The 24,095-nt window shown below is 34.5% G+C and carries 26 protein-coding genes, 1 other RNA gene, 1 pseudogene and 1 riboswitch; of the genes and pseudogenes, 20 read left to right on the forward strand and 8 right to left on the reverse strand.

Annotated features, from left to right (window positions below; genetic code table 11):
• The first annotated feature begins 19 nt into the window (after window positions 1-19).
• Both nth and AC0L8O_RS07175 read left to right on the forward strand, forming a co-directional pair.
• Window positions 20-685, forward strand: coding sequence for an endonuclease III (nth, locus tag AC0L8O_RS07170; protein WP_473448739.1), 666 nt, complete (start codon window positions 20-22; stop codon window positions 683-685).
• Window positions 675-1,208, forward strand: coding sequence for a YpoC family protein (locus AC0L8O_RS07175; RefSeq protein WP_473447126.1), 534 nt, complete (start codon window positions 675-677; stop codon window positions 1,206-1,208). Before nth ends, AC0L8O_RS07175 begins: the two co-directional genes overlap by 11 nt.
• Window positions 1,209-1,292: 84 nt before the next feature.
• Here AC0L8O_RS07175 and AC0L8O_RS07180 read toward each other — a convergent pair whose 3' ends face one another.
• Complete coding sequence (locus AC0L8O_RS07180; protein ID WP_473447127.1) at window positions 1,293-3,962, reverse strand: transglycosylase domain-containing protein; 2,670 nt, start codon at window positions 3,960-3,962, stop codon at window positions 1,293-1,295.
• Between the two features lie 73 nt (window positions 3,963-4,035).
• Entirely contained in the window at window positions 4,036-4,626 is a 591-nt protein-coding gene (recU, locus tag AC0L8O_RS07185) for a Holliday junction resolvase RecU (protein WP_473448742.1), read from the reverse strand.
• Between the two features lie 137 nt (window positions 4,627-4,763).
• On the opposite strand from recU, the gene AC0L8O_RS07190 reads away from it, so the two are divergent.
• A complete protein-coding gene (locus AC0L8O_RS07190; RefSeq protein ID WP_473447128.1) occupies window positions 4,764-5,747 on the forward strand; it encodes a DUF2515 domain-containing protein in 984 nt (327 codons plus the stop codon).
• 63 nt (window positions 5,748-5,810) lie between these two features.
• On the opposite strand, the gene AC0L8O_RS07195 is transcribed toward AC0L8O_RS07190, so the two are convergent.
• Window positions 5,811-5,909: an acid-soluble spore protein SspM gene (locus AC0L8O_RS07195; protein WP_473447129.1), complete on the reverse strand. Its 99-nt coding sequence runs from the start codon at window positions 5,907-5,909 to the stop codon at window positions 5,811-5,813.
• A gap of 170 nt (window positions 5,910-6,079) precedes the next feature.
• Between AC0L8O_RS07195 and AC0L8O_RS07200 the strand changes: the two genes are divergently transcribed.
• Both AC0L8O_RS07200 and AC0L8O_RS07205 read left to right on the forward strand, forming a co-directional pair.
• Entirely contained in the window at window positions 6,080-6,334 is a 255-nt protein-coding gene (locus AC0L8O_RS07200) for a hypothetical protein (RefSeq protein ID WP_473447131.1), read from the forward strand.
• A 55-nt stretch (window positions 6,335-6,389) separates the two neighbouring features.
• Window positions 6,390-6,770: a YppE family protein gene (locus tag AC0L8O_RS07205; RefSeq protein WP_473447132.1), complete on the forward strand. Its 381-nt coding sequence runs from the start codon at window positions 6,390-6,392 to the stop codon at window positions 6,768-6,770.
• 23 nt (window positions 6,771-6,793) lie between these two features.
• Here AC0L8O_RS07205 and AC0L8O_RS07210 read toward each other — a convergent pair whose 3' ends face one another.
• Complete coding sequence (locus AC0L8O_RS07210) at window positions 6,794-6,958, reverse strand: hypothetical protein (RefSeq protein WP_473447133.1); 165 nt, start codon at window positions 6,956-6,958, stop codon at window positions 6,794-6,796.
• Between the two features lie 179 nt (window positions 6,959-7,137).
• Here AC0L8O_RS07210 and AC0L8O_RS07215 point away from each other — a divergent pair, with 179 nt between their 5' ends.
• Window positions 7,138-7,587 carry a YppG family protein gene (locus AC0L8O_RS07215; protein ID WP_473447134.1) on the forward strand — a complete coding sequence of 150 codons (450 nt, stop codon included), beginning with the start codon at window positions 7,138-7,140 and terminating at the stop codon, window positions 7,585-7,587.
• A 288-nt stretch (window positions 7,588-7,875) separates the two neighbouring features.
• On the opposite strand, the gene AC0L8O_RS07220 is transcribed toward AC0L8O_RS07215, so the two are convergent.
• From AC0L8O_RS07220 to AC0L8O_RS07235, 4 genes are all read right to left on the reverse strand, one after another.
• The gene (locus tag AC0L8O_RS07220; protein WP_051475515.1) at window positions 7,876-8,136 is read right to left on the reverse strand and encodes an Acb2/Tad1 domain-containing protein; all 261 of its coding nucleotides are present in this window, start codon (window positions 8,134-8,136) and stop codon (window positions 7,876-7,878) included.
• A gap of 19 nt (window positions 8,137-8,155) precedes the next feature.
• A complete protein-coding gene (locus AC0L8O_RS07225) occupies window positions 8,156-8,404 on the reverse strand; it encodes a sigma-G-dependent sporulation-specific acid-soluble spore protein CsgA (RefSeq protein ID WP_473447135.1) in 249 nt (82 codons plus the stop codon).
• Between the two features lie 6 nt (window positions 8,405-8,410).
• A complete protein-coding gene (locus AC0L8O_RS07230; protein WP_473447136.1) occupies window positions 8,411-8,596 on the reverse strand; it encodes a hypothetical protein in 186 nt (61 codons plus the stop codon).
• Window positions 8,597-8,957: 361 nt separating this feature from the next.
• Window positions 8,958-9,437, reverse strand: coding sequence for an Hsp20/alpha crystallin family protein (locus AC0L8O_RS07235; RefSeq protein ID WP_473447137.1), 480 nt, complete (start codon window positions 9,435-9,437; stop codon window positions 8,958-8,960).
• A 108-nt stretch (window positions 9,438-9,545) separates the two neighbouring features.
• Between AC0L8O_RS07235 and AC0L8O_RS07240 the strand changes: the two genes are divergently transcribed.
• The 14 genes and pseudogenes from AC0L8O_RS07240 to AC0L8O_RS07305 all read left to right on the forward strand — a co-directional run bounded on the left by AC0L8O_RS07240 (window position 9,546) and on the right by AC0L8O_RS07305 (window position 24,028).
• Window positions 9,546-10,043 carry a PTS sugar transporter subunit IIA gene (locus AC0L8O_RS07240; protein ID WP_473447138.1) on the forward strand — a complete coding sequence of 166 codons (498 nt, stop codon included), beginning with the start codon at window positions 9,546-9,548 and terminating at the stop codon, window positions 10,041-10,043.
• A gap of 161 nt (window positions 10,044-10,204) precedes the next feature.
• Window positions 10,205-12,496 carry a DEAD/DEAH box helicase gene (locus tag AC0L8O_RS07245; protein ID WP_473447139.1) on the forward strand — a complete coding sequence of 764 codons (2,292 nt, stop codon included), beginning with the start codon at window positions 10,205-10,207 and terminating at the stop codon, window positions 12,494-12,496.
• The gene (locus AC0L8O_RS07250) at window positions 12,480-13,739 is read left to right on the forward strand and encodes a ribonuclease H-like domain-containing protein (RefSeq protein ID WP_473447140.1); all 1,260 of its coding nucleotides are present in this window, start codon (window positions 12,480-12,482) and stop codon (window positions 13,737-13,739) included. Before AC0L8O_RS07245 ends, AC0L8O_RS07250 begins: the two co-directional genes overlap by 17 nt.
• Window positions 13,740-14,047: 308 nt before the next feature.
• On the forward strand, window positions 14,048-14,341 hold the full coding sequence (locus AC0L8O_RS07255) for a CotD family spore coat protein (protein WP_473447141.1): 294 nt from the start codon (window positions 14,048-14,050) through the stop codon (window positions 14,339-14,341).
• Between the two features lie 177 nt (window positions 14,342-14,518).
• Window positions 14,519-15,079, forward strand: coding sequence for an SLOG family protein (locus AC0L8O_RS07260; RefSeq protein WP_473447142.1), 561 nt, complete (start codon window positions 14,519-14,521; stop codon window positions 15,077-15,079).
• Between the two features lie 102 nt (window positions 15,080-15,181).
• Window positions 15,182-15,481 (forward strand): cell division regulator GpsB, encoded by a 300-nt coding sequence (gpsB, locus tag AC0L8O_RS07265; protein ID WP_226526691.1) that lies wholly within the window; start codon window positions 15,182-15,184, stop codon window positions 15,479-15,481.
• A 67-nt stretch (window positions 15,482-15,548) separates the two neighbouring features.
• Window positions 15,549-15,942: RNase P RNA component class B (rnpB, locus tag AC0L8O_RS07270), an RNA gene on the forward strand.
• A 162-nt stretch (window positions 15,943-16,104) separates the two neighbouring features.
• A complete protein-coding gene (locus AC0L8O_RS07275) occupies window positions 16,105-17,247 on the forward strand; it encodes a THUMP domain-containing class I SAM-dependent RNA methyltransferase (RefSeq protein WP_473447144.1) in 1,143 nt (380 codons plus the stop codon).
• A gap of 68 nt (window positions 17,248-17,315) precedes the next feature.
• The gene (locus AC0L8O_RS07280; RefSeq protein ID WP_026560158.1) at window positions 17,316-17,495 is read left to right on the forward strand and encodes a hypothetical protein; all 180 of its coding nucleotides are present in this window, start codon (window positions 17,316-17,318) and stop codon (window positions 17,493-17,495) included.
• Window positions 17,496-17,695: 200 nt separating this feature from the next.
• Window positions 17,696-17,902: a hypothetical protein gene (locus AC0L8O_RS07285; protein ID WP_473447145.1), complete on the forward strand. Its 207-nt coding sequence runs from the start codon at window positions 17,696-17,698 to the stop codon at window positions 17,900-17,902.
• Between the two features lie 171 nt (window positions 17,903-18,073).
• Window positions 18,074-19,995: pseudogene (locus tag AC0L8O_RS07290) on the forward strand (ATP-dependent DNA helicase).
• A 127-nt stretch (window positions 19,996-20,122) separates the two neighbouring features.
• The gene (locus AC0L8O_RS07295; RefSeq protein WP_473447146.1) at window positions 20,123-21,628 is read left to right on the forward strand and encodes a carboxypeptidase M32; all 1,506 of its coding nucleotides are present in this window, start codon (window positions 20,123-20,125) and stop codon (window positions 21,626-21,628) included.
• Window positions 21,629-21,729: 101 nt separating this feature from the next.
• Window positions 21,730-21,831, forward strand: a riboswitch (purine riboswitch).
• 293 nt (window positions 21,832-22,124) lie between these two features.
• Window positions 22,125-22,718: a xanthine phosphoribosyltransferase gene (locus tag AC0L8O_RS07300; RefSeq protein WP_473447147.1), complete on the forward strand. Its 594-nt coding sequence runs from the start codon at window positions 22,125-22,127 to the stop codon at window positions 22,716-22,718.
• A complete protein-coding gene (locus tag AC0L8O_RS07305; RefSeq protein WP_473447148.1) occupies window positions 22,715-24,028 on the forward strand; it encodes a nucleobase:cation symporter-2 family protein in 1,314 nt (437 codons plus the stop codon). Before AC0L8O_RS07300 ends, AC0L8O_RS07305 begins: the two co-directional genes overlap by 4 nt.
• Window positions 24,029-24,095 lie beyond the last annotated feature (67 nt).

The following is a 24,095-nucleotide window of genomic DNA, read 5'->3' on the forward strand; positions in this document are numbered from 1 at the left end:
TCAAAAGAAGGTGAAAATGGTGTTAACAAAAGTACAGATTCGAGAATGTTTAGATACAATAGGGGAAATGTTTCCTGATGCACATTGTGAATTGGTACATGAAAATCCGTTCGAGTTAGTAATAGCTGTTGCGTTATCAGCCCAATGTACAGATGCACTTGTAAATAAAGTAACGAAAAACTTGTTTAAGAAGTATAAAACTCCTGAAGACTATCTTGCTGTCTCACTGGAAGAATTGCAAACAGATATTAAATCAATTGGCTTATTTAGAAACAAAGCAAAAAATATTCGTAAGTTATGTGAGACATTGCTCGAACAGTACAATGGTGAAGTACCGAATGATCACACAGAGTTAACAAAACTTGCCGGAGTAGGTAGAAAAACAGCAAATGTGGTCATGTCTGTAGCCTTTGGTGTACCGGCAATTGCAGTGGATACCCATGTTGAGAGAGTGAGTAAAAGGCTCGGTATATGCAAGTGGAAGGATTCCGTTTTAGAAGTTGAGAAGACGCTGATGAGAAAAGTACCTGAAGAGGAATGGTCACTTACCCATCATAGATTAATCTTTTTTGGAAGGTATCATTGTAAGGCTCAGTCTCCTAAATGTGAGAGTTGTCCATTATTACACTTATGTAGAGAAGGACAAAAGCGAATGAAAAGGGAAAAAATAATAAATGCGAAATAGGAATAAAATATGGGAAATTCCTGAGCAATTTCGCAATCCTCTTTTTTATCCCGAAAAGAATAGCTTCCAACAACAAGATATAAGCGTTATTTCACATGTTCTTTCACATGAACCTTTTTATTTTGATATGTTATATGCTCTTAATGAAACAATTGAATTTAATCCTTGGGAAAATCCTAAGGATTTTGTTTCAATTATTTTGGACCAGTGGAAACAATTAAAGGGAAGTGCAAGAGAGATATACAAGCAAAAAGAAAGATCCAATAAATCAGAACGTTTACCTGCCCACTGTGTTTCTCTTTTTATAGCTTATTTATTTTGGTTAAACCGTTCACCTGTACCTGGACTGCGTTCTTCCGATATAGAACTGGATGACTTTTATAGAAAGCCGGTAAATTGCGAAGAACGGCTTTTATTTATAATGTCTAAACCAACTCAGTATCACGCTTTTATTCAGCTAGAACAACTTTTTGATGAATGTGAAAAAATATATGCAAAGGCAATTGCACTTAAACAAATATAAGGAGATTATTTCAAATGGAATAATCTTTTTTTTATAAACAAAAAGAAAAGAACCGATCATAATAATCGGTTCTTTGAAAAAATTTTATTGTCCTTCTTCAGGTTCTTCCTCTTCTTCGTTACTTCCGTTTGAGTTAGTAGGAGGAACTGTTGTTTCTACATCTGGTACAGTTGGTGTTTCACCATTTCCGTTACCCTGACCATCTTCGTTTTGGTTGTCCTGGTTACCATCTTGATTATTGTTATCTCCATTGCCATTTTGACCGTTGCCGTTATTTCCGTTATTCCCATTATTTTCATCCTGGTTATTTCCGTTATTTTCCTCGTTACCTTCTTCGTCTGGTGGTGTCTCTTCGTCAGTACCATCTTCAGGTAATTCCGGAACATCAACTTCAGGTTCAGGTACCTGTACCTTTGTCGCTGCTGCAGCACTGCGATTACTATCATCTTCATCACTTACAGCTACAACCTGGTATGAATAAATAGCTCCAGGAATAACATCCCCAATTGTAAAACTCTTGTTTTTCGATTTGTTTACAACTTCATACGGACCCTCATCAATCGATTGTTTCACTTCGAATGAAACATTCTCTGTGTCTCCATATTCCCAATTTAAACTAATCGAATTATTTACTTGATCGTAGTTAATCGATAAATTTGATGGTTTATCAACTTTAACTTTTTCAAATTTCTTAGAAACAGTTGTTGGTTCATCGCCTTTTACGAAGTATTCATACGTAATATTGCTGGATGGCGTGTATTCACTTGCTAATTTTGCCGGATTTGAGCCTTTTTCAATGGCTTTTTTAACAACACTGTTTGGTTGTTCAAAATCAGATTCATCATCACCGGCTATTTCTAGGAATACTTCTCTAAACATCGCTCTCGCTAGTCGCTGGTCATTAGAATCTAAATAAACTTTCTCACTATCTTTTGTAATATTATATCCTGTCCAAACAGCAGCTGTATAATTTGGGTTATATCCTACAAACCAGGCATCTTTAGAGGCTCCAGATGGAACATTATATTTTGCTTTATCATCTTCCGAGAAATTGGTTGTTCCGGTTTTACCTGCGATATTCACTCTTGAAATTTGAACTGATTTACCTGTGCCGTATTCCACAACAGATTTCATCATATCCGTCACCATGAAGGCTGTATAATCACTCATAGCCGGTTTTGGATCTGGAGCTAGACTTATTTCTGTACCATCACTTAACACGATTTTCTTTACGGCATATGGCTCATTGAAAATCCCATTATTACCAAATGCACTGAAAGCACCTGCCATTTGAAGAGGGGAGACTCCATGATCAAATCCTCCGATTGCATAGGATTCGTAGATTTCTTCCAATGGGATACCTAATCCTTGCGCGAAGGCTTGGGCTTTTTCTAATCCAACTTTCTGTAATGCTTTTAGTGCTGGGATATTACGTGAATCTGCTAAAGCATCACGAATGGACATTGTCCCTTTAAACTTTCGATCCCAGTTATTAATGGGAGTTCCATTACTATAAGTATACGGTTCGTCATCAATTTGTTCGTACGTTGACCATTGTTCATGTTCAATAACAGGGCCGTAATCTAATACAGGCTTAATTGTTGAACCCGGCTGACGTCTTGTATCAGTAGCATAGTTATAACCGCCTACAGGCTGATTACGGCCTCCACCGATTGCTCGAATTTCACCAGTTTTTGTGTCGATTAAGGCGATTCCAGCTTGAAGTTCATCATCAGGAAAATTAACTGCATCACCATTCATAACATTCTCAACCGTATCCTGTGCATCAGGGTCCAGTGTTGTATAAATCTGTAATCCGGCTGATCCTGCATCAATATCTGTTTTTTCTTTTACTTCTTCTATAACTTCTTCTACAAATGCATGATATGGATTAGCTTTTTCAGTATCCTCAATTACAGTTGATTGAACTGGGATACTTTTTGCTTCATCGGCTTCAGCTTGTGTAATAAAACCATGCTTAGCCATTAGTGTTAACACAATGTTGCGGCGTTTTTCAGCACTTTCAGGATTTGTCCTAGGGTTGTAGTTATTTGGACTTTGCGGAATACCTGCAATCATTGCTGCTTCATGAAGTTCTAACTCATTCAAGTCTTTACCATAAAATGATTGCGCTGCTTGTGCTACTCCATAAACATTACCAGGAAAATAAATTTTATTTAAATACATCTCAAGAATTTCCTGCTTAGAATATTTTTGTTCTAGTTGAAAAGACAGCCATAATTCTTGAACTTTACGTGAAATTGTTTTTTCTGGAGTTAATAGAGAGTTCTTAATAACCTGCTGCGTGATCGTACTTGCACCTTCAGCACCAAACCCTTCTTGAATATTGGCAACAACGGCTCCTCCAAGACGTATGACGTCAACACCATTATGTTCATAAAATCGTGCATCCTCAGTTGCTAAAACAGCATTTTCAAGAACTTTTGGAATTTCATCATACGGTACATATGTACGCTTAACTTGACCAAATTCGGTGATTTCCTCACCATTCATATCGTATATTTTCGATGAAAATGAATCTTTTAGTTTTTTATCATCTAGTGGAGGTGCCCCAGCAACCATTACAGCAAAAGTAACACCGCCGGCCAACATACCGACAATACCAATTGCTAAAAGGCTTATAAGGATCTTTTTCCATAATCCAGCTTTTGGTTTTTTATTCATTTTTTTCTTTGAACTTTGTTGAGTCTGTTTTCTTCTTCGTTCTTCACGACTCTTATATTGTTCAGACATGTAATTCCAACCTTTCATTTTAGGCTTTATTCATTTTTCTCTCATTACAAATTTAGTTCAAATTTAAGGATCTTTAAAAATATAGTTTATCTATTATTTTGATATAGTCAATCCTTGCTTGATATCCAGTAGGGATTATATGGCCACTTTCATTTAATTCGTCTAAAGTGATAGATTTTCTACCGCCATTTAATTGCCGATCCCAAAAGGTTAACAGATGGTTAGAATCCAAATAATAAAACTGGTTGAATGCAGATAAAATAACAAAACAAATTCCATCTTGAAATAGGACATTTTTCATATGCTCAATTTGATGGTCATGGAAATTTTGTAAAGGAAATGAAGTTTTATTTTTTGTTTCCTTTGCTTCAAAATCAATATATTTTCCACGATAAATTCCATTATAATCCGTTGTTGAACTTTGCTTAAAGTATGCTTCTTTAATGACAGCGGCACTTCTTCTGGGATAGTCCACATTCACAATTTGCACAGGTGTTGGTTTTTTATGTATAACAGCTACTTGATTTTCAAGATAATATTTATTTGTCTCGTTTAAATCATCTTCAAGTGACATACCACGGTTGCTGTAGGTAATAGAAGGTGGCTGTTTTTTCTTTTGTTCAACCTTGGGTTCATAAGGCTTTCCGTTAGGATAACGAAAGATCATACTTTACCTCCTCTTTAAAACTACTACCTATCATACCAAAAAAAATGAAAAAGGAATGATAAAAAAGTTTCAATTTTGTTAATGCGTACATACTTCTTTATCGGGTAACAATAGAAGTATGAGGAGTGTAGAGGATGAAAATGATTAAAATTAGTAAAGAAACATTAGTAAATGAACCATCATTGCTTGCTTATATTCATCATGAAACGAATATATGTAATATTGACAATATTACAAGAACAAGCGCTTATGAAAAATATTTTTTTAGGCATCCTGAGATAAAATGGGCTTTCTTGGCAAGCATGGTCTCCAGAAATGCCGGTTGGAATATGACAGACCTTAAAGGTAAATGGTTTAGAAAAGCTCTTAACTCAGAGAAAAGAAATTTATTATTTATGACATATGAACGAGCAAACTGGACAATTTTTCAAGATGCCTATCCACAGTTACTTATTTATGAATATTCAAAACGATATAAGAAACCATTATTTTATCTTTTAACCCATTTTAGTGTCTCAAAGTTTATGGTAGAAGAATGGGAATATTTTTGGAAACATCATTCAATGGACCGCTTAATGACTTCACTTATTATTAATGAACAAAACGTTATACAACAACCCGTTATTAAACAAAAAATTTATAAACAGCATGTCTTTCATTCAGCCCCGTATAAACTTCAAGATTTGTTTCATTTCAGTACAATCGTTTTTCCAAATTTACAAGGAAAATTATATGGTTTTTCTGTTTATAACTTTCAAAACCTAACTAATCGGATAGACTTGGGAAAGCGGTTGGGCTGGCTATTATTTCATGCTGGTCTATATCAGCAGTTTGAAGCATTTGCAAAAACTGTTCCTCACACTGGATCAAGATATGATTATGAAAAATACTTTCCCGAAAAGAGAAGAAGAGAAACTCCTTTGTTACGGATGGCATATCCAATTGTCTCCCATACATTAGACGGAAAAAGAAAAGATTGGTTTCATGGTCAGAATATAAAAAAATGGTTTAAGGAAAAGAAAATACCACAAAATTATGAGGTAACGGATTGGTTTAAACATAAACAAGATCAATTACACCTGTTGACTCTAATGCAAGAGTATTGGAGGAATGGATAAAAGAGCTTGAAAACAGGTAAAAGCAAGGCTCAATTGCCTTGCTTTTTAAAAGACTAGTTGCCCTTATGTAGAAGGACGATTCGGACCGTCTAATTTTTTATCAGTAGGGATTTTCGTTTTGTCTTCAGCTGTTTGTTGTTTATCTTTAGGTTTTTTTGCCATCTTTAGCACCTCCTACTGTTATTTTGTGCGATCATCCTCATTTCCATACAGTCAAAAGAAGGTGTCGAAAAATGAATAAATTCGCTTTCTTTGCCGAATAGAAACTAGTTTTGTCAAGCGTGAAGGGGGAAAGAATGAAATGCCGAATACATAGCAATAGAGGAGGGAGAATGATGAAAAATATGATTGAAAAAAGTGTAATTGAGGAAAAGTTAGCAGAATTGGAAACTGAATTAATAAAACTAGAGATGGCCTTAGAACACCATAAAACTCCAGTAAGACTTGAGAATAAGATCATGCAGAAAGTGGATCAAATCGATCGTCAACTAACATCAATATCAAAAGCATCAATTACAAACAAAGCACATCATAAACAAGATCATTATAAGCAATATCAATTCCCTGTCGCTGCGACGAATGCGTAATGAAAAAAGTGTAATATAAAGGAGAATTTGATATGATTAGCTTGAGGTGACCAAATTGAGCTATATAAATCTAATCAAATCCTCACTACATCTGTTAAAATGTTTAACTGAATGTAAGGACAGATTTGACTCTTTACAAACTAAGCCTGAAAAAACCGAAATATACTTTTATGAGCAGGTTAAACCAACTTTTGAACTGGTTAAACATAAAGCAAATGGTTGGGAACAACATGCTTTAGGTTGGATAAAAAAGGAGAAACCTAAATATATCCATCAAACACAAATTGAGTCCGCCATGGAAAATATAGAGCAAGTAGTTCTCCAATCGTTTTATAAAGACGTAAACAAACAACGATTTCATAACCTGCATCACTCGGTTGAATATGTATTAAATACAATTATAGATGAAATAGAAAAAAAGGACGCCCCTCAATAAGAGTACGTCCTTATTTGTTTTATTTACTCATCAACCTTTATACTAACAGGACGTTCGTTTTCGGTCCCAACTGTTTTTATGTCATATTCAACATGTTCTGTGTTTTTAGCTGTAACTTCCTGACCATGACTTGGAATTGTAGGAGCATGTCCTTTTTCTTTATGATTAAAATGTTTACCTCGAGCCATTGTATGACCTCCTTTTCATGATTCTTTCCTAATATGAACTAACCTAGCGATATTCATGTATGAACATAGATAAATTATTATAAGTAGTGAATCTTTTGATAGCGTCTTTCCTTTCACATTATAGGCAAATGAATCATATAATACAGTACCAATAATTGAGCTATAGGGAGGTTTACTACATGCACCAAACATACCCGTATTTCAATAGAAGGTCCCGGAGAAGAGAAAATGAATACTTTCAAGCATTTCCATATTATGAACACCAACCTGTTGGATATCAAAATCAGCAATATATAAATCAAATGTTGTCTCAAGGACATGAATTTTCATTCCATCAAAATGGGTATCAACAACCATTTCAGTCTTATCAACAGCCATATGGTAATGGTAATTATAATGGGAATGTTGAAAATCCTTTTATGAATTATCCTTATCCTACGCCATATCCTAAGCCCTTACCTTATTTTAAGCAGCCTCAGCCAAGTGGATTCCAAAACGTCTTATCACAATTTAAGAAATCTGACGGACAGTTAGATTTTAATAAAATGATGGACACAGCAGGTCAAATGATGAATGCTGTTAATCAAATGGGCGGGCTTTTTAAAGGTGTAACATCTATGTTTAAATAATGTGTAACATACCATAAAAGGCTATTTAAAAGGGACTGTCAAGTTGAGAGACTGTCAAGTTGAGACAGCCCCTTAAAATCATGAGTTACTTTTTAATATCAGAAAGTATATAAATTTTAAAGGATGATAGTATAAGAAAAACAAATGCGCCCTTAGGACTTGGCGACAAGTCAAGTTTTTCTAATATATTTTTTGGCAAGAAGTTCTTTTACTTCACGATAAGATAGACCTGAATTAGCATTCAACCTTTTAACTTCCTCTACATCTGTATTTGAGTATTTCTTTGTATTAAAATGTTGCATGTGTTTCAATACCTCTATGTTTGTCTTCCATTCGTTCTTTTCTAACTCTTAATGCATAGTTCGCTGTTTGAAGATTTGAAATAGCGATTGAATTTTCCGGGCAAGCAAAATCACCATTTTGATGAGATTTTAATTGGTCTACTAGAACGCTAATAACATCTTCTACTTGACAGCCATTCACCCCTTCACGATCAATTGCCCCGGTTTGGAACTTGATATTAATGTAATGATTACTATTTCTATTCATGAGAACCCCTGTATAAAGACTATAGTAGCAGCTCATAAACTTCGTTAAGCTGATTACCTCTTATAAAATCTTGTTCATTAAACGCATATTTAATTTCATCAGGTAAAACATTATTTAAAAATTGAATTTCATCTTCTTCGAGTATTCGAACAAAGTCTAATTCAGAATGGAATTTTCCATTTTTTAACTTGTTAGTAATTCTCTTACATACAGAGCTTCTATCGTAATTTGATAATGATTCTCTTAAGTATCCGAGAGTAAAGTCCATCTTTCATCATTCCTTAAAAAAATTTTCAAATGCAGGAGAATTTGAATGATCTGTTGCATAAGGATTATCTTCTTTCACATTATCCTTGTCCAAGTTCGTTTTAATCACGAGAGATGGAGAATGTGATGCCTCTGCTATTAATCGGTCATCAAGCTCTTTGAAATCAGGTAGTTTATTTTTTTTATTAGGCATATTCTATGCACCTCCTTAATTTATTGTTTGATGTGAATCGTTTTTTTCTCGCGACAATTTTTGGTTTTTTTTTTAACGTGTAACTCCGTGTAATTAAAGTCATCATAAGAAGGAGGTGACGAAGATGAAGGAAAATACAATCAAAAATCAAGAAGTGACAAGGTCAGCCAAAGATTTAGCAAAGGATCCAACTCCTGAAGAAAATCCAAAATACGGGAGTAAATCTCACAAAAATAGTTAAATAAAAAAACGCCAGCTCTCGTTTTAGCGCCTTATAAAAGAGAGTCGAGCGTTTTTATTTTGTTTTGAAATTTGCTTAAGCATACCTATTTACGAAGTTTAATCAAACATTGTAGAATATTTATATAGAATCATCTTCAAGTAATATTTGTGTTGACTTCTTAGGAATTGTAACAAGCAAAGATCCGTTTTTATATTTGGTTTTTATCTCGTGTTCTTCTACCCTGTACGGTAGAACAATGGTTTTTGACAAACTGTCAAGTGATGAGTAACTTCTAAAAGTTGAAGAATTTTCGTTATACTCTTTGATTTCTTCACGATTGGTAATGGAAATCGTCAAATATTGATCCATTAGCTCCAGTTTTATCTGCTCTTTTTTAACTGGTGGAATTTGCATATCAATTACACATGTTTGATCTGTTTCGTAAGTATTAACATGTATCGATTTTTGTGGAAATGAACCTTCAAACATAGAATCAAACTCATTCATAAATTGTCTGATCGGTTCAGAACGAAAGAAATGATCAACTATTTGAAAAAAATCCAATTGGTCATTTTGAGGGTCTTGTTTATTGTTTGTCAATTCATTTTTCTTTCTCATAATATAACCTCCTTGCCTTGTTATGTCAGAGTATTATATGTTGAGAAAGATCTAAGTGTTATTTAATTGTAAAATATTACCTTACATATGTTTAAAGGAGATAATGTTATGCTGAGGTCGATTTTTGGTAAAAAAGATAAACGTACAGTTGAACAGCTTTTTGCGCCGTTATCTGGAAATATAATTGAACTTGAACACGTTCCTGATCCGGTATTTTCTCAAAAATTAATGGGTGAAGGAATTGCCATTGAACCTACTGAAGGTAAACTTGTGGCACCAATTGATGGACATGTTATTCAAGTCTTCCACACAAAGCATGCGATAGGTCTTCGTTCGGAAATAGGAATAGAATTGCTAATTCATGTTGGCCTTGAGACTGTAGGGTTAAATGGCAATGGTTTTGATGTAATTGTTAAAGAAGGTCAGAAGGTTAAAGCAGGGGATCCATTAATGACATTTGATCTCGAATTGATTAAAGAAAAGGCAGCAAGTACGATCTCTCCTATTATAATTACGAATTCCGATATTGTAGAGAGAATTGAACGTCTGGAAGTTGAGAGTGTAATAAAAGGCTCGACACATATTGTTAATGTACATACTAAATAAAGTGGCGTGAAGGCAGAATGAATCTGCTTTTTCTTTTTGCAATCTGAGCCTCTAAAAAGGAAAGAAACATTTGTTTCTAAACAATACCACTTTATTTACGAACGTTTATTCGGTAATATAGATTATAAGGGATACACTCAAGCAAAAGGTAGTGAAATTTGATGGAATTTAAGAAATCATTGGAAAACATCCTGCTTTCATTGAAAAAAAGTCAGGAATTTAATGAGCAGATTGTACACTGGCATACAATACCTTCCAGAGAGGCCGAATATGTTAATTTCCCACTTGATATCGATACGCGCTTAAAAGAGGCACTCGAAAAAAGAGGTGTTTCACAACTTTATACACATCAGCATGATGCGTATCAGTTAGCTAAACAAGGTCACAACTTTGTCGCGGTTACTCCGACCGCATCTGGTAAAACGATCTGTTATAACCTTCCAGTATTACAACAGATAATAACTGATGAAAACAGCAGAGCTCTTTATTTATTTCCTACGAAAGCATTAGCACAGGACCAGAAATCTGAAATAAACGAAATTATTGAAGCAATGGGTGTTCAGGTTAACTCTTATACATATGACGGTGATACATCCCCAGCTATTAGGCAAAAAGTCAGAAAAGCAGGTCATATCGTAATAACTAATCCAGATATGCTACATTCCGCCATATTGCCTCATCATACAAAATGGGTATCGTTGTTTGAAAATCTCAAATATATAGTGATAGATGAATTACATATTTATAGAGGTATATTTGGAAGTCATGTTGCAAATGTTATTCGTCGATTAAAACGAATTTGTGAATTTTATGGGAGTACTCCACAATTTATTTGCACATCTGCAACAATTGCCAACCCGCAGGAATTAGCTGAAACCTTAACTGGAACGACCATGAATCTAATTGCTAAAAATGGTGCACCTTCAAGTAAAAAGCATTTCATCTTTTATAATCCTCCTATCGTAAATAAGCCACTAAACATTAGAAGAAGTGCTACATTAGAGGTAAGACGGCTAGCAGGAGAATTTCTGAAAAATAAGATTCAAACAATTGTGTTTGCCCGTAGTAGGGTACGAGTGGAAATCATTTTAACGTATTTACAGCAATTAATAAAAAATGAGCTTACAAAAAAATCAATTCAGGGATATCGTGGAGGATACTTACCGAAGCAGAGAAGAGAAATAGAAAGAGGTCTCCGAAATGGTGAGATTTTAGGTGTCGTTAGTACAAATGCACTTGAATTAGGTGTAGATATTGGAAGTCTTCAGGTTTGTATTATGACAGGATATCCAGGAACCATTGCGAGTGCTTGGCAACAAGCCGGCAGGGCTGGCAGAAGACAAGGTGAAGCGGTTATTTTAATGGTGGCGAGTTCCAGCCCTCTTGATCAATACATCATTCAAAATCCTCGCTACTTCTTTGAACAAAATCCGGAAACAGCTATCATAAACCCGGATAATTTAGTTGTGCTGGTAGACCATTTAAAGTGTGCAGCATTTGAATTGCCGTTTAAAGAAGGAGATACATTTGATGGATTGGAGCTCGAAGATATCTTGCAATTTTTAGCTGAAGAACGAGTGCTGTATTTCAATAATCAAACGTATCATTGGATGAATGATGCTTTTCCGGCTCACAATATCAGTCTTCGCTCTGCATCACAAGAAAATGTAATTATTATAGATCAATCGGATGTTGCCAATATTAAGGTGATTGGTGAGATGGATCGCTTTAGTGCAATGACTCTGCTTCATGACGAAGCCATTTATTTACACCAAGGAGTCCAATTTCAAGTTGAAAAGTTGGATTGGGAAGAGAAAAAAGCATTTGTAAGAGAAGTAAATGTAGATTATTTTACTGACGCAAATTTAGCTGTGCAATTAAAGGTTCTTGAGGAAGATGAAACATATGTAAAAGACCATGCAGTTTTTGGTTATGGAGATGTAACTGTCCAAGCAATGGCAACTATTTTCAAAAAAATAAAGTTTGATACACATGAAAACATAGGTTCAGGACCTATTCATTTACCTGAAGAAGAACTCCATACAAATTCAGCTTGGATGAGTTTCCAATCGAACCTGATAGAAGATCTGAGTGAAAAACGTATGGAGGAATCATTAATAGGTGTTGCAAACGTATTGCAACATGTTGCACCGTTAAAAGTAATGTGTGATCCTTCTGACTTACATGTTGTAGCTCAAATCAAAGCAATTCATAATGGAAAACCGACTGTTTTTCTATATGACCGATATCCAGGTGGTGTAGGTCTTTCTAAAAAAATTCATGAAACGATGAGTCCTGTCCTCTCAGAGGCATTGAGATTAATAGAACAGTGTCCTTGTTATTCAGGCTGTCCATCATGCATTGGGGTGGAAGGTTCATCTGATACATTGAAAAAAGATGCTTATTTACTTCTAGGCTTATTAAAGGATGAAGCAAATGTCAGTAAAACATAAACTAAATCGATTAAAAAAACACGTGATTCGAGAAGAAGAGATTGTTCCTGAAAAACCTGCTCAAACCTCTAACGATCTTTGGGAGGATTACCAAACAGCTGTTTTCACTTATGATAGCCAGTATTGTTTGATAAGAGAGGTAGTTTATCCACTTGATTACAAACACGGGCATTATAGATTAAGAGAATTTAAGGAAGTTGTGGCTAGATGGAATGAAAGTGAACTCCAGCACCCGCTTTCTTCGAAGAATCACCATCCTGGTGAATTATTTTTCTTTGATACAGAAACAACAGGTTTAGGAGGAGGAACTGGAAATACCATATTTTTATTGGGACAAGCCCAAGTGTTGGATAATTGTGTTGTCGTTAAACAACATTTATTACCTAAACCGGGTAATGAAGTTGCACTTTATCAAAGCTTTTTAAAAGGGATTAATAGCAAAACACTTGTTACTTATAATGGCAAAGCGTTTGACTGGCCTCAGGTTAAGACAAGACATACTCTAATTCGCGAACAAGTTCCGAGTCTTCCTCCTTTTGGCCATTTTGATTTATTTCATGCAGCGCGAAGATTATGGAAAAATGAGTTGGAATCAGTGAAACTTTCAAAGGTAGAAAGTGAAATATTAGGAATACAGCGTGAGAATGATATTCCGGGGTTTTTAGCGCCGATGATCTATTTTGAATTTGTTAAACAGCAAAAACCGGAAATTATCGCAGGCGTACTAAAACATAATGAAATTGATGTTTTATCACTTATCACTCTGTATATTCATCTCTCTACTAAATTACTAGATATAAATAGTAAAACAACCAACTCTGAACACTATGAAATTGCTAGGTGGCTTGAGTATATAGGTGAAAAAGATTCAGCACTTCATGCATACACTTCATTTGTTAAAAAAGAATCAGGTTTGGAACCTCAAGCAAAATTTGCTCTTTCCCTTCTTTACAAAAAGCAAAAGAATTGGAAACAAGCTGTCATGCTTTGGGAAGAAATAGTGAGTGAATCAAACTCAAAAGAGGTATCTTTTAAGGCCGCAGTAGAACTAGCTAAATTTTATGAGCATCAGGAAAAAGATTTTTTAAAAGCGATGGAATACACAGATATACTAAGACAGCGATCTGAAAAATATATTGAGTTAAATGAGATAATAAATGCTGAGGAAATTAGAAAAAGGAAAGAAAGAATTGAAAGAAAATATGATCGGTATATTGCCCGGGCAAGCGCAAAAAATGAGTGATTTCGCCATTTTTTGACGAAATCATGAACTTTTTTGAAAGTTATAAATAAGAATTGTAGGATTATAGGGAACGATGTAAAATAAGGGACTGTAGATTAATTTTTATAAGGGAGAAGACAACTGTGTATAAAAGTGTTTTATACTTATTTTTCATTGTGATTGTATTAACCATCTTCATTTTTACTAACTTTAAAGATAGCTTTTTTACGTTTCTATAAAAATTAGGTTTTTGAATTAGTACATGTATGTACCTTTCATCATAGGCTAAAAGTGTAAGACATGATAAAAAGATGAAAGGAGAATGCAACATGCATTGTAGACCAAAAGTTATGGCACCAATCGTACACCCAACAAAATGTTGTGTTAACAATACGTACTCTGAAACAATCGTACCACACATTCATCCACAACACACAACAACTGTAAACCATGAATTTTATAAGCACCAACACTATTTCCCTCAAACTCAGTCTGTACAAAACGAGGTTACACACCAACATTTTAATGTGTACGGCCCAACACCGGGTTTTGGACCGGGAGGAGGTCCCGGACCAGGTCCAGTACCACGTCCGGGTTTTGGTCCAGGACCATTTTTTAGATAACAGAAAAGCACTAAGGAGCTGAATTTCGGCTCCTTTCTGTTTATATTAGGAAATGACGATGAATCAACATCTTTACACAAAACATTTACATGATCAGATAAGCTAGGAGTATAATATAAATACTAACATTTGCGTTATAATTAGAAAAAAAGTTCGTATAATGATAAAGGTGATTGAATGAAAGTTTTAACTGTTTCAGGATATAAATCTCATGAATTAGGGGTCTTTAAGCAAGATGATAAAGCTGTTGAGTATATTAAAAAGGCGATAGAAAAGTCTTTGATAGGATATTTAGAGGAAGGGTTAGAGTGGGTGATCATTAGTGGACAAATGGGTGTGGAACTATGGGCTGCAGACGTGGTTTTTGAACTTCAATTGCAATATCCCGAGTTAAAAATTGCCATACTCACTCCATTTCTAAATCAAGAATCAAAGTGGAATGAGAAAAACCAGGAATACTATGAATTTATTCTTTCACAAGCAGATTTTGTGGATAGTATTTCAAAAAGAGAATATGATAGTCCACTGCAATTTAAGCAAAAAAATCAATTTCTTGTAGACAAAAGTGATGGTTTATTACTCTTATATGACGAAGAAAAAGAAGGGACTCCTAAATTCCTGTTGGAAACAGCAAGAAAAAAACAGCAATTAACATCCTATATGATCAGTACGATTAATTTCTTAGATTTACAAAGTGTTGTCGAGGAAGAAACAATGAAAAATAATGATTTTTGGTAAAAAGCAGATAATTTACTAAATTTACATGACAATGAAATTGACAATTTACATAATTTCTGAAAAAATATAAATTGAGGACTTCGCTATAATGAGGTGAAAGAAATGCTTGCCGATAAATTAAAGTTAACTGCTAAAGAGATTTTAGAAAAAGAATTTAAGTCAGGTGTCAGAGGTTACAAGCAAGAAGAGGTAGACAAATTTTTAGATCAAATTATAAAGGATTATGAAACATTCCACCAAGAATATGAAGATCTACAGCAGGAAAATTTACGCTTGAAAAAGCAGTTGGATGATACATACAAAAAACAAACACCTGTACAAACAAATACCACAAACTTTGATATTTTAAAACGATTATCAAATTTAGAAAAGCATGTATTTGGTAGTAAATTGTACGATTGATCACTAATTATTTCCACTTGTTTTGTGTGTAATGATTAGGTATACTAATGTTACTGTTTCGTTAATAACGTTCAGGTAATCGCTGCAGTCTTAAGGATTGTAGAGGAAAGTCCATGCTCGCACGGTGCTGAGATGCCCGTAGTGTTCGTGCCTAGCGAATTCATAAGCTAGGGCAGCCGGGTTCGCTTGGCTGACGGCAGGGAAAAGACCTAAGTCTAATTGTGGATATGGCCTGAATACCTTGAAAGTGCCACAGTGACGGAGTCTTACGAGAAATCGTAAGAGTGGAACGAGGTAAACCCCACGAGCGAGAAACCCAAATTATGGTAGGGGCACCTTCTTGGAGGAATTGAACAAAGAGAAGGACAGAAGCTTCATAGCTTTTGTAGATAGATGATTACCACCTGAGTACGAGGCTTATGCCGTTTGAAGTACGATGGAACAAAACATGGCTTATCGAACGTTATTTGAAATCAGTATCATTTGATAAAGAACAGGGGCTGATCATATCAGCTCCTTTTTATTTAATCATTTTTGTTGGATAGACTTGGATATATACGAAGAATATGGTCGAAGATATATAATGATTTACAAGAATTTTCTACATAAGGGTAGGGTTTACAATGAAAAAAATAACATTAATTGCAACCTCGGCAATGGGGCTGGAAGCCATAGTCGGGAAAGAAGTGAAGGATTTAGGATATGAATGCAATATTGAAAATGGGAAGGTGACATATGAAGCTGACGAGTTGGCTATCTGTCGTTCAAATCTTTGGCTTCGGACTGCAGACCGCATTAAAATAAAGGTAGGAGAATTTCAGGCAAAAACATTTGATGAGTTGTTTGAAAAAACAAAAGCGTTAAATTGGGGTGACTACCTTCCTGAAAATGCTGAATTTCCAGTTATTGGAAAATCTGTCAAATCGACATTAGCCAGTGTTCCTGATTGTCAGGGAATCGTTAAGAAAGCAATAGTGGAAAAACTAAAGTTACATTATAAAAAAACAGGCTGGTTTAATGAGGATGGTCCCTTATACCGTATTGAGGTTGCCTTGTTAAAAGATGTGGCAACAATTACAATTGATGCCAGTGGAGCAGGGTTACATAAACGTGGATTTCGCATCGAACAAGGTGGTGCACCACTAAAGGAAACATTAGCAGCTGCACTTGTACTTCTGACAAGATGGACACCTGATAAACCATTCGTTGACCCTTTCTGCGGTTCAGGTACTATTCCAATTGAGGCAGCACTTATCGGTCAAAATATTGCTCCCGGATTCAACCGTGACTTTGCATCTGAAGAATGGGACTGGATTGGAAGAGAAAAATGGGATTTAGCTCGACAAGAGGTTGAAGATAAAGCGGATTATGACCGAAAGATGGATATACTCGGTTCAGATATTGATCATCGAATGATCAATATCGCAAAAGGAAATGCAGAAGAAGCTGGCTTTGGCGATATTATTTCGTTTAAACAAATGCAAGTAAAGGATTTTACAACAACAAAAGAATTCGGTGTAATAGTTGGTAACCCTCCATACGGGGAACGTTTAGGTGAAAAAAGAGAAGTTGAGCATATGTACAAAGAGATGGGACAGGCATTTTCTAAATTAGATACATGGAGTATTTATATGCTTACTTCACATGAAGGATTTGAACAGTTCTATGGCAAACCGGCTACTAAGAAACGAAAACTTTTTAACGGTTTTATTAAGACGGATTATTACCAGTATTGGTCAAATATAAGACCGCCAAGAAATAAATAATTTTTTAATCCTTTACAAAAAGGAATTGAATCAACATGTTATACTAATTGAAAAAGGAGGTGGCTAGTTTGTCATCATTATCAGATGTTTTAGGACCTAAATATTTTGCTCTTGAAGCAGCACGTGTGGATGCGAGTCCTACAGAAATCATTATTACAAATGATAAGGGAAATACATACTATATTGTAACACCTGAAAATTTAACAACTGATTTAGAAGAGCAAGGATTTATAAAAGTAGAAGAATAAATATAACAAAGAGATTCAACCGTTGGTTTGAATCTCCTTTTTCATTTAATAGACGATTTCCTTTTTCTTGGGAATAAATTACCTCCGATTTGTTAAATATATATTTAGGTATGAGGATCTCAAAAATATGGAATAATTAATGGATTGTGGCTTATATTTAATTATCCATATTTTATTCCCTAAAGAGGAGGGGAAAAAGAGTGTATGAAAACCAAGATTTTCACCTTATAAATAAAGCTTTACTGTCAACGAAAAAGTCATTAGAAAATGAAATAGGTCATGACTCACATGCTGTAATGCAAATCGGTCAAGCAAAGGAAAATATGATTCGAGCTTTATCTCATGTCACTTCAATAGACCACCAATTAATTTTTGAAACAATGTTCGATGAAGTTAAAGATAACTAGGTGTAGCCATGTCGGCTGCCTCTTTTTTTGATTAGTTTTATTAAACTACGAGACAGTGCCATTCAACGATTGTTTCAGACTATTTGATGTATATTATTTGACTTTTTATCAATTCAATATGATAATTATTATTTGCAGTAATTTTGAAATTGAAGTATGGAGGTAGCGTTTATGGTATCATCACGTTTGCCTTTTACCATATCAAAGGATGAGAGCTTTTACCAAGCCTTAAGCAATTGGATAGGAGATGTGTTTTACGATATTCTTCCTGAAAAGGGCTTTGAGTTGAGAGATGAACAAATTTTTATGGCTTTTCAGCTAGAAAAAGCATTTCAAGAAAAAAAGTCATGTTCGCAGAAGCAGGTGTAGGAACAGGGAAAACGATTGTATACCTGCTTTATGCTTTATCTTATGCTAGATATACTGGTAAACCGGCAATAATTGCTTGTGCAGATGAAACATTAATAGAACAATTAGTTAAACAAGAAGGCGATATTGCCAAATTGTCTGAGCATTTAGATATTAATATGGATGTCAGGCTAAGCAAAACACATAGTCAATATCTTTGCTTAAATAAGCTAGATGAAACCATGAAGAAAACTGGTGATGAAAAGTATCTGGACCTCTATCAATCACTCCCCTCTTTTGTTCATGAACCAGGTGGAATGCAACAATTTTCTGCTTATGGTGATCGAAAAGAATTCGGCCATCTTTCAGATGAAGAATGGGAAAATGTAGGATGGGATTCTTTTCAAGACTGTTTCACATGTCCTCAGAGACATCGTTGTGGTTTAACATTAACAAGAGATTATTATCGTAAAGCAACAGACATCATTGTTTGCTCACATGATTATTTTATGGAACATATTTGGACATTTGAGTCTCGTAAACGAGAAGGACAAATGCCTCTACTTCCTGAATATAGCAGTGTTGTATTTGATGAAGGACATTTGTTGGAATATGCTGCTCAAAAAGCCTTAACATACCGTGTAAAACAGAGTACTTTGCAAATATTCTTAGAAAGATTATTACAAAATGAAATCCGCGAAGAATTGGCTTATTTAGTAGAAGACGCACTTTCTGTTAATGATGTATTTTTTGATGATTTAAAAGAATGTACCATCAGTGTTGAAGGTTCTAATCGCTTACGAATTGAACGAAAAGGTAAGCTTCAAAAAACAGCCCAAAGTTTGCAGGGTAAATTGTCTGAAATTAGTGAGGCACTTGTATTTGAAGGTGAATTATATACCATTGGTGAATATGAACTGAAAATTGTAGAAGAATTCATTGATCAAATGGAATATTCTCTCTCACTATTTAATAAAAGTACAAACGCAGTAAGTTGGGTTGAAGAAAAAAGTGATGATTATACATTAGTCATAATGCCTCGAAAAGTAGAAGAGGTTTTAAAGGAAAAAGTCTTCTCGAAAAAAATACCAATTGTATTCTCATCAGCTACATTATCTGATAATAAATCGTTTGATTTTATTTCTCAAAGCTTAGGAATTCAAGATTATTTGTCCCTTTCTGTTGATTCTCCTTTTGATTATGATGAGCAGATGAATATCCAAGTAATGGAAGAGGATGAAACTGAGAAAAAATTTCAACTAACAATTAAAGAATTAACAAAATCGGAAGGGAAAGGATTGGTACTCTTTCGTTCATTAAAAGAATTAAAATGGTTTAAACAAAAAGTCTCAGAAATATCCTTTCCATATTCGATCATCTTTGAAGGGGATAAAGAAATTAGTTCGTTAGTGAAGGAATTTCAGGAAAATGAACATTCGGTACTATGTGCTGTCCACCTCTGGGAAGGTCTTGATATTCCTGGTCCATCCTTATCAAATGTTGTGATATGGTCATTGCCATACCCTCCTGATGACCCTGTATTTGAAGCGAAGAGGTCTGATAAACAAGACCCTTTCAAAGAAGTAGATATTCCTTATATGATGTTAAGATTACGACAAGGTATCGGGAGACTAATTCGTACAAGTAATGATCAAGGCTCAATTACGATTTTCCATACGAAAAAAGACAAAAATATATTGTCGATGATTGAAACAGTACTGCCTGTTAAACCTTCAATAAAATAAGTCATTTATATTCACCCTGCTAGATGAGTTTCTAGCAGGGAATGATTCTGTTCAAACCTGTTTGTTCATAGAATAAATCTAGGTATATACATAAAAATATTACTCTAATTAATGGGAGTGAGAAAAAATGAATCATATGGAACAAGAGTTTTTAGATTATATTCGAAAAATGCAAGCATATGAAGAAGCTATTAATGTAATGTACTGGGATTTACGTACAGGTGCACCGAAAAAAGGTGTACAACAGCGATCTGAAGTGATTGGAATGCTATCAACAGAAGCATTTGAAATGCTCGTTTCAGATCAAATGAATAAATATCTCATAGACTTATCACATGAAGATGTTTATGAAAACCTACAATTCAAAACGAAAAAAGCAATCGAGATACTGAAGAAAGAATACAAAAAAAATAAAGTTATTCCACCTGAAGAATATAAAGAATATGTTATTCTTTGCTCTAAGGCTGAGTCCATTTGGGAAGAAGCAAAAGAAAAGTCGGATTTTCAACTGTTTGCTCCATATTTACAAAAGCTTGTTGATTATAATAAAAAATTAATCAATTATTGGGGATATGAAGGCAATAAGTATAATACTCTTTTAAATGAATATGAACCAGGTGTAACTGTCGAAACATTGGATCGTGTATTTTCGCAGGTCCGAGATAGAATCGTACCACTTGTGAAAAAGATTTCCCAAGCATCCTTTAAACCGAGTACAGACTTCATTTTTAAAAAATTCCCTAAAGAAGACCAAAAACAATTAAGTGAGTTTTTATTGAGTGAACTTGGTTATGATTTTGATGCAGGAAGATTAGATGAGACAGTCCATCCTTTTGAAATAACGTTAAATAGAAATGATGTTAGGGTAACCACGAAGTATGATGAACATGACTTCCGTACGGCTATTTTTGGAACAATACATGAATGCGGTCACGCGATCTATGAGCAAAATATATCCCAGGAATATGAAGGGACACTACTATGTAGTGGAACATCAATGGGGATTCATGAATCTCAATCCCTATTTTATGAAAATTTTGTTGGGAGAAATAAAGGTTTTTGGAGCCGCTATTTTACAAAACTAAAAGATCATTCAAAAGAACAATTTAGTGACGTATGTCTTGATGATTATTATGTGGCAATTAATGAATCAAAGCCTTCTCTAATTAGGATTGAAGCAGATGAATTAACATATTGTCTTCATATTATGATCCGTTATGAAATAGAAAAAGGGCTGTTTAATGATGACATTTCTGTTGAAGAACTTCCGCGGATATGGAATGAGAAATATGAAGAATACTTGGGAATAACTCCACCAAACGATGCTCAAGGTGTATTACAGGATGTTCATTGGGCAGGAGGAAGCTTCGGATATTTTCCTTCCTATGCATTAGGTTATATGTATGCTGCCCAAATAAAAAATGCCATGTTAAAGGATCTACCTAATTTTGATGAACTTATAGAAACAGGTCAATTTGAGGAAATAAAAGATTGGTTAACTTATAAGATTCACCAATTCGGAAGAACGAAGCAGCCTTTAGAAATTATGAATGATGTAACGGGAGAAGAATTAAATGCACAACATTTAATTGACTATCTCGAAGAAAAGTATCAAAAGGTTTATAAACTTTAATAAATCTATTTGTTATTTTACGAATATTCAAACAGGTATAATAAATAAAGTTCGTGTTTTTATTAAAAAACTCTTGAAAATATTAAATAAGTTGATATAATTTTAATTAATTGCATAGCACTCATATAATCGTAGGGATATGGCCTACAAGTTTCTACCGAACAACCGTAAATTGTTCGACTATGAGTGGAGTTATTTGTTGTTTTTCATTTATGATTTTTATGATAGTGTAAATCGATGACGACATTGCTTCCACTTTTAGTTGAAGCAATGTCGTCTTTTTGTTGTACTATCAAAAAGTAAAAGATTTTAAGGATGATGGTATAAGAAAAACTAAAGCTTTCTCCATTAGGACTTAGTGATAAGCCAAAGCCAAGTTTTTCTAATTGCTTAGGTTATATGAAATTCAAACTGGGTATATGTTTATCTTGTTATCTTGTTGAAGCCTTGTTACTAAAAATTTAATGGGTTAAAAACGTTAGGAGGATACTAATAAATGAGACTACTAAGAGAAAAAATCGAACAAGAAGGTATAGTTCTTTCTGACGGTGTATTAAAAGTTGATTCATTTCTTAATCATCAAATTGATCCGATCCTTATGAAAGAAATAGGATTAGAGTTTGCAAGACGCTTTGAAGCTGATGGTATAACAAAAATTGTTACAATTGAATCTTCCGGCATATCTCCGGCAGTGATGGCTGGATTGGAGTTAGGGGTAAAGGTTGTTTTTGCTAGAAAGAGAAAATCATTGACATTGACGAATAATTTACTGGTCTCTTCTGTCTATTCTTTTACAAAACAGGAAGAAAGCAATATAGCTGTTTCTAGTCAATTTTTAAGTCAAGAAGATCGTGTTCTTATTATTGATGATTTTTTAGCGAATGGTGAAGCTGCAAAAGGTCTTATAGATATTGTGAAGCAATCGGGTGCAACAGTTGTTGGTGTTGGGATCGTAATAGAAAAATCCTTTCAAAAAGGAGCAACAGAGTTAAAGGAACTTGGGCATAGAGTAGAATCTTTAGCGAAAATAGCTTCATTAAAAGAAGGACAACTTAGATTTGTTGAACAACTTGAGGGGGTTACACAATGAAACAAACAGCTCAAAATATTTCACTTGGAATTCAGCATGTCCTAGCAATGTATGCAGGTGCAGTTGTTGTACCTTTAATTGTTGGTAACGCAATTGGTCTATCAGGATCTCAATTAACATATCTAGTTGCCATAGACATTTTTATGTGTGGAATAGCGACATTTCTACAAGTTTGGAAAAATCGCTTTTTTGGAATAGGTTTACCAATTGTATTAGGTTGTACGTTTACGGCTGTTACTCCTATGATTGAGATTGGGAGTAATTATGGTGTTTCTTCAATTTATGGGTCAATTCTAGCTTCCGGCTTAATTGTTATCTTGATTTCTTCAGTTTTTGGAAAATTAGTAAAGTTTTTTCCTCCGGTTGTGACAGGTTCTGTTGTTACTATTATTGGGATTACGTTAATACCCGTTGCAATGAATAATATGGCAGGTGGAGAAGGCAGCCCGAATTTTGGTTCAAATGAAAATCTGCTTTTAGCATTTAGTGTCCTTATTTTAATCATTCTTTTAAATCGTTTCTTTACTGGATTTGTACGGGCCATTTCAATTTTAATCGGAATCTTGGCAGGAACTGTTGCTGCAGGGTTTATGGGAATGGTTGATTTACAACCTGTTCAAGAGGCTTCTTGGTTTAATATAGGGAGACCATTTTATTTTGGAACACCTACCTTTGAATTGACTCCTATTTTAACGATGACCATTGTAGCGATCGTGAGTATGGTAGAATCAACAGGTGTATATTTCGCATTAGGAGATATTTGTAACAAAAAAATTACTGAAAAAGACTTGGCGAGAGGATATCGTGCCGAAGGTCTTGCATATATGCTAGGAGCTATTTTTAATGCATTTCCATACACAGCATTTTCGCAAAATGTAGGTCTTGTTCAAATGTCGGGAATTAAGACGAATCGAGTAATCTATATTACAGCTGTAATGTTAATTGGTTTAGGACTGGTTCCTAAAATCGCGGCTTTAGCTACTATTATTCCATCCTCTGTTTTAGGTGGAGCAATGGTGGCAATGTTCGGTATGGTTGTAGCATATGGCATTAAGATGTTGGGACAAGTTCAATTTGCCTCCCAAGAAAACTTGTTAATTGTTGCATGCTCAGTAGGATTAGGTTTAGGTGTAACAGTTGTACCTGAAATGTTTGCAGGGCTTCCTGAATCAGTGAAAATTCTAACAAACAGTGGAATTGTGGCAGGTAGTGTAACTGCGATTATCTTAAATATCATCTTTAATATCATTCCATCAACTTCAAAGCAAAAACAAGAAAACAAAGCTGTTATTCAAAGTCAAGCTTCATAATTAAGAAAATAAGGCTTTGAATACCCCATAAATACCCAACATTCTTTAAATAAAGAAACGTTAAAAC

It is taken from the genome of Metabacillus sp. KJ11-3 (assembly GCF_055808295.1).

What these genes read in the sequence shown, in the direction of transcription:
- AC0L8O_RS07175 (WP_473447126.1), top strand. Translation starts at nt 675, where the DNA reads ATGCGAAATAGGAATAAAATATGGGAAATTCCTGAGCAATTTCGCAAT.
- AC0L8O_RS07180 (WP_473447127.1), bottom strand. Translation starts at nt 3,962, where the DNA reads ATGTCTGAACAATATAAGAGTCGTGAAGAACGAAGAAGAAAACAGACT.
- AC0L8O_RS07190 (WP_473447128.1), top strand. Translation starts at nt 4,764, where the DNA reads ATGAAAATGATTAAAATTAGTAAAGAAACATTAGTAAATGAACCATCA.
- AC0L8O_RS07195 (WP_473447129.1), bottom strand. Translation starts at nt 5,909, where the DNA reads ATGGCAAAAAAACCTAAAGATAAACAACAAACAGCTGAAGACAAAACG.
- AC0L8O_RS07200 (WP_473447131.1), top strand. Translation starts at nt 6,080, where the DNA reads ATGATGAAAAATATGATTGAAAAAAGTGTAATTGAGGAAAAGTTAGCA.
- AC0L8O_RS07210 (WP_473447133.1), bottom strand. Translation starts at nt 6,958, where the DNA reads ATGGCTCGAGGTAAACATTTTAATCATAAAGAAAAAGGACATGCTCCT.
- AC0L8O_RS07215 (WP_473447134.1), top strand. Translation starts at nt 7,138, where the DNA reads ATGCACCAAACATACCCGTATTTCAATAGAAGGTCCCGGAGAAGAGAA.
- AC0L8O_RS07220 (WP_051475515.1), bottom strand. Translation starts at nt 8,136, where the DNA reads ATGAATAGAAATAGTAATCATTACATTAATATCAAGTTCCAAACCGGG.
- AC0L8O_RS07225 (WP_473447135.1), bottom strand. Translation starts at nt 8,404, where the DNA reads ATGGACTTTACTCTCGGATACTTAAGAGAATCATTATCAAATTACGAT.
- AC0L8O_RS07230 (WP_473447136.1), bottom strand. Translation starts at nt 8,596, where the DNA reads ATGCCTAATAAAAAAAATAAACTACCTGATTTCAAAGAGCTTGATGAC.
- AC0L8O_RS07235 (WP_473447137.1), bottom strand. Translation starts at nt 9,437, where the DNA reads ATGAGAAAGAAAAATGAATTGACAAACAATAAACAAGACCCTCAAAAT.
- AC0L8O_RS07240 (WP_473447138.1), top strand. Translation starts at nt 9,546, where the DNA reads ATGCTGAGGTCGATTTTTGGTAAAAAAGATAAACGTACAGTTGAACAG.
- AC0L8O_RS07245 (WP_473447139.1), top strand. Translation starts at nt 10,205, where the DNA reads ATGGAATTTAAGAAATCATTGGAAAACATCCTGCTTTCATTGAAAAAA.
- AC0L8O_RS07250 (WP_473447140.1), top strand. Translation starts at nt 12,480, where the DNA reads ATGTCAGTAAAACATAAACTAAATCGATTAAAAAAACACGTGATTCGA.
- AC0L8O_RS07255 (WP_473447141.1), top strand. Translation starts at nt 14,048, where the DNA reads ATGCATTGTAGACCAAAAGTTATGGCACCAATCGTACACCCAACAAAA.
- AC0L8O_RS07260 (WP_473447142.1), top strand. Translation starts at nt 14,519, where the DNA reads ATGAAAGTTTTAACTGTTTCAGGATATAAATCTCATGAATTAGGGGTC.
- gpsB (WP_226526691.1), top strand. Translation starts at nt 15,182, where the DNA reads ATGCTTGCCGATAAATTAAAGTTAACTGCTAAAGAGATTTTAGAAAAA.
- AC0L8O_RS07275 (WP_473447144.1), top strand. Translation starts at nt 16,105, where the DNA reads ATGAAAAAAATAACATTAATTGCAACCTCGGCAATGGGGCTGGAAGCC.
- AC0L8O_RS07295 (WP_473447146.1), top strand. Translation starts at nt 20,123, where the DNA reads ATGAATCATATGGAACAAGAGTTTTTAGATTATATTCGAAAAATGCAA.
- AC0L8O_RS07300 (WP_473447147.1), top strand. Translation starts at nt 22,125, where the DNA reads ATGAGACTACTAAGAGAAAAAATCGAACAAGAAGGTATAGTTCTTTCT.
- AC0L8O_RS07305 (WP_473447148.1), top strand. Translation starts at nt 22,715, where the DNA reads ATGAAACAAACAGCTCAAAATATTTCACTTGGAATTCAGCATGTCCTA.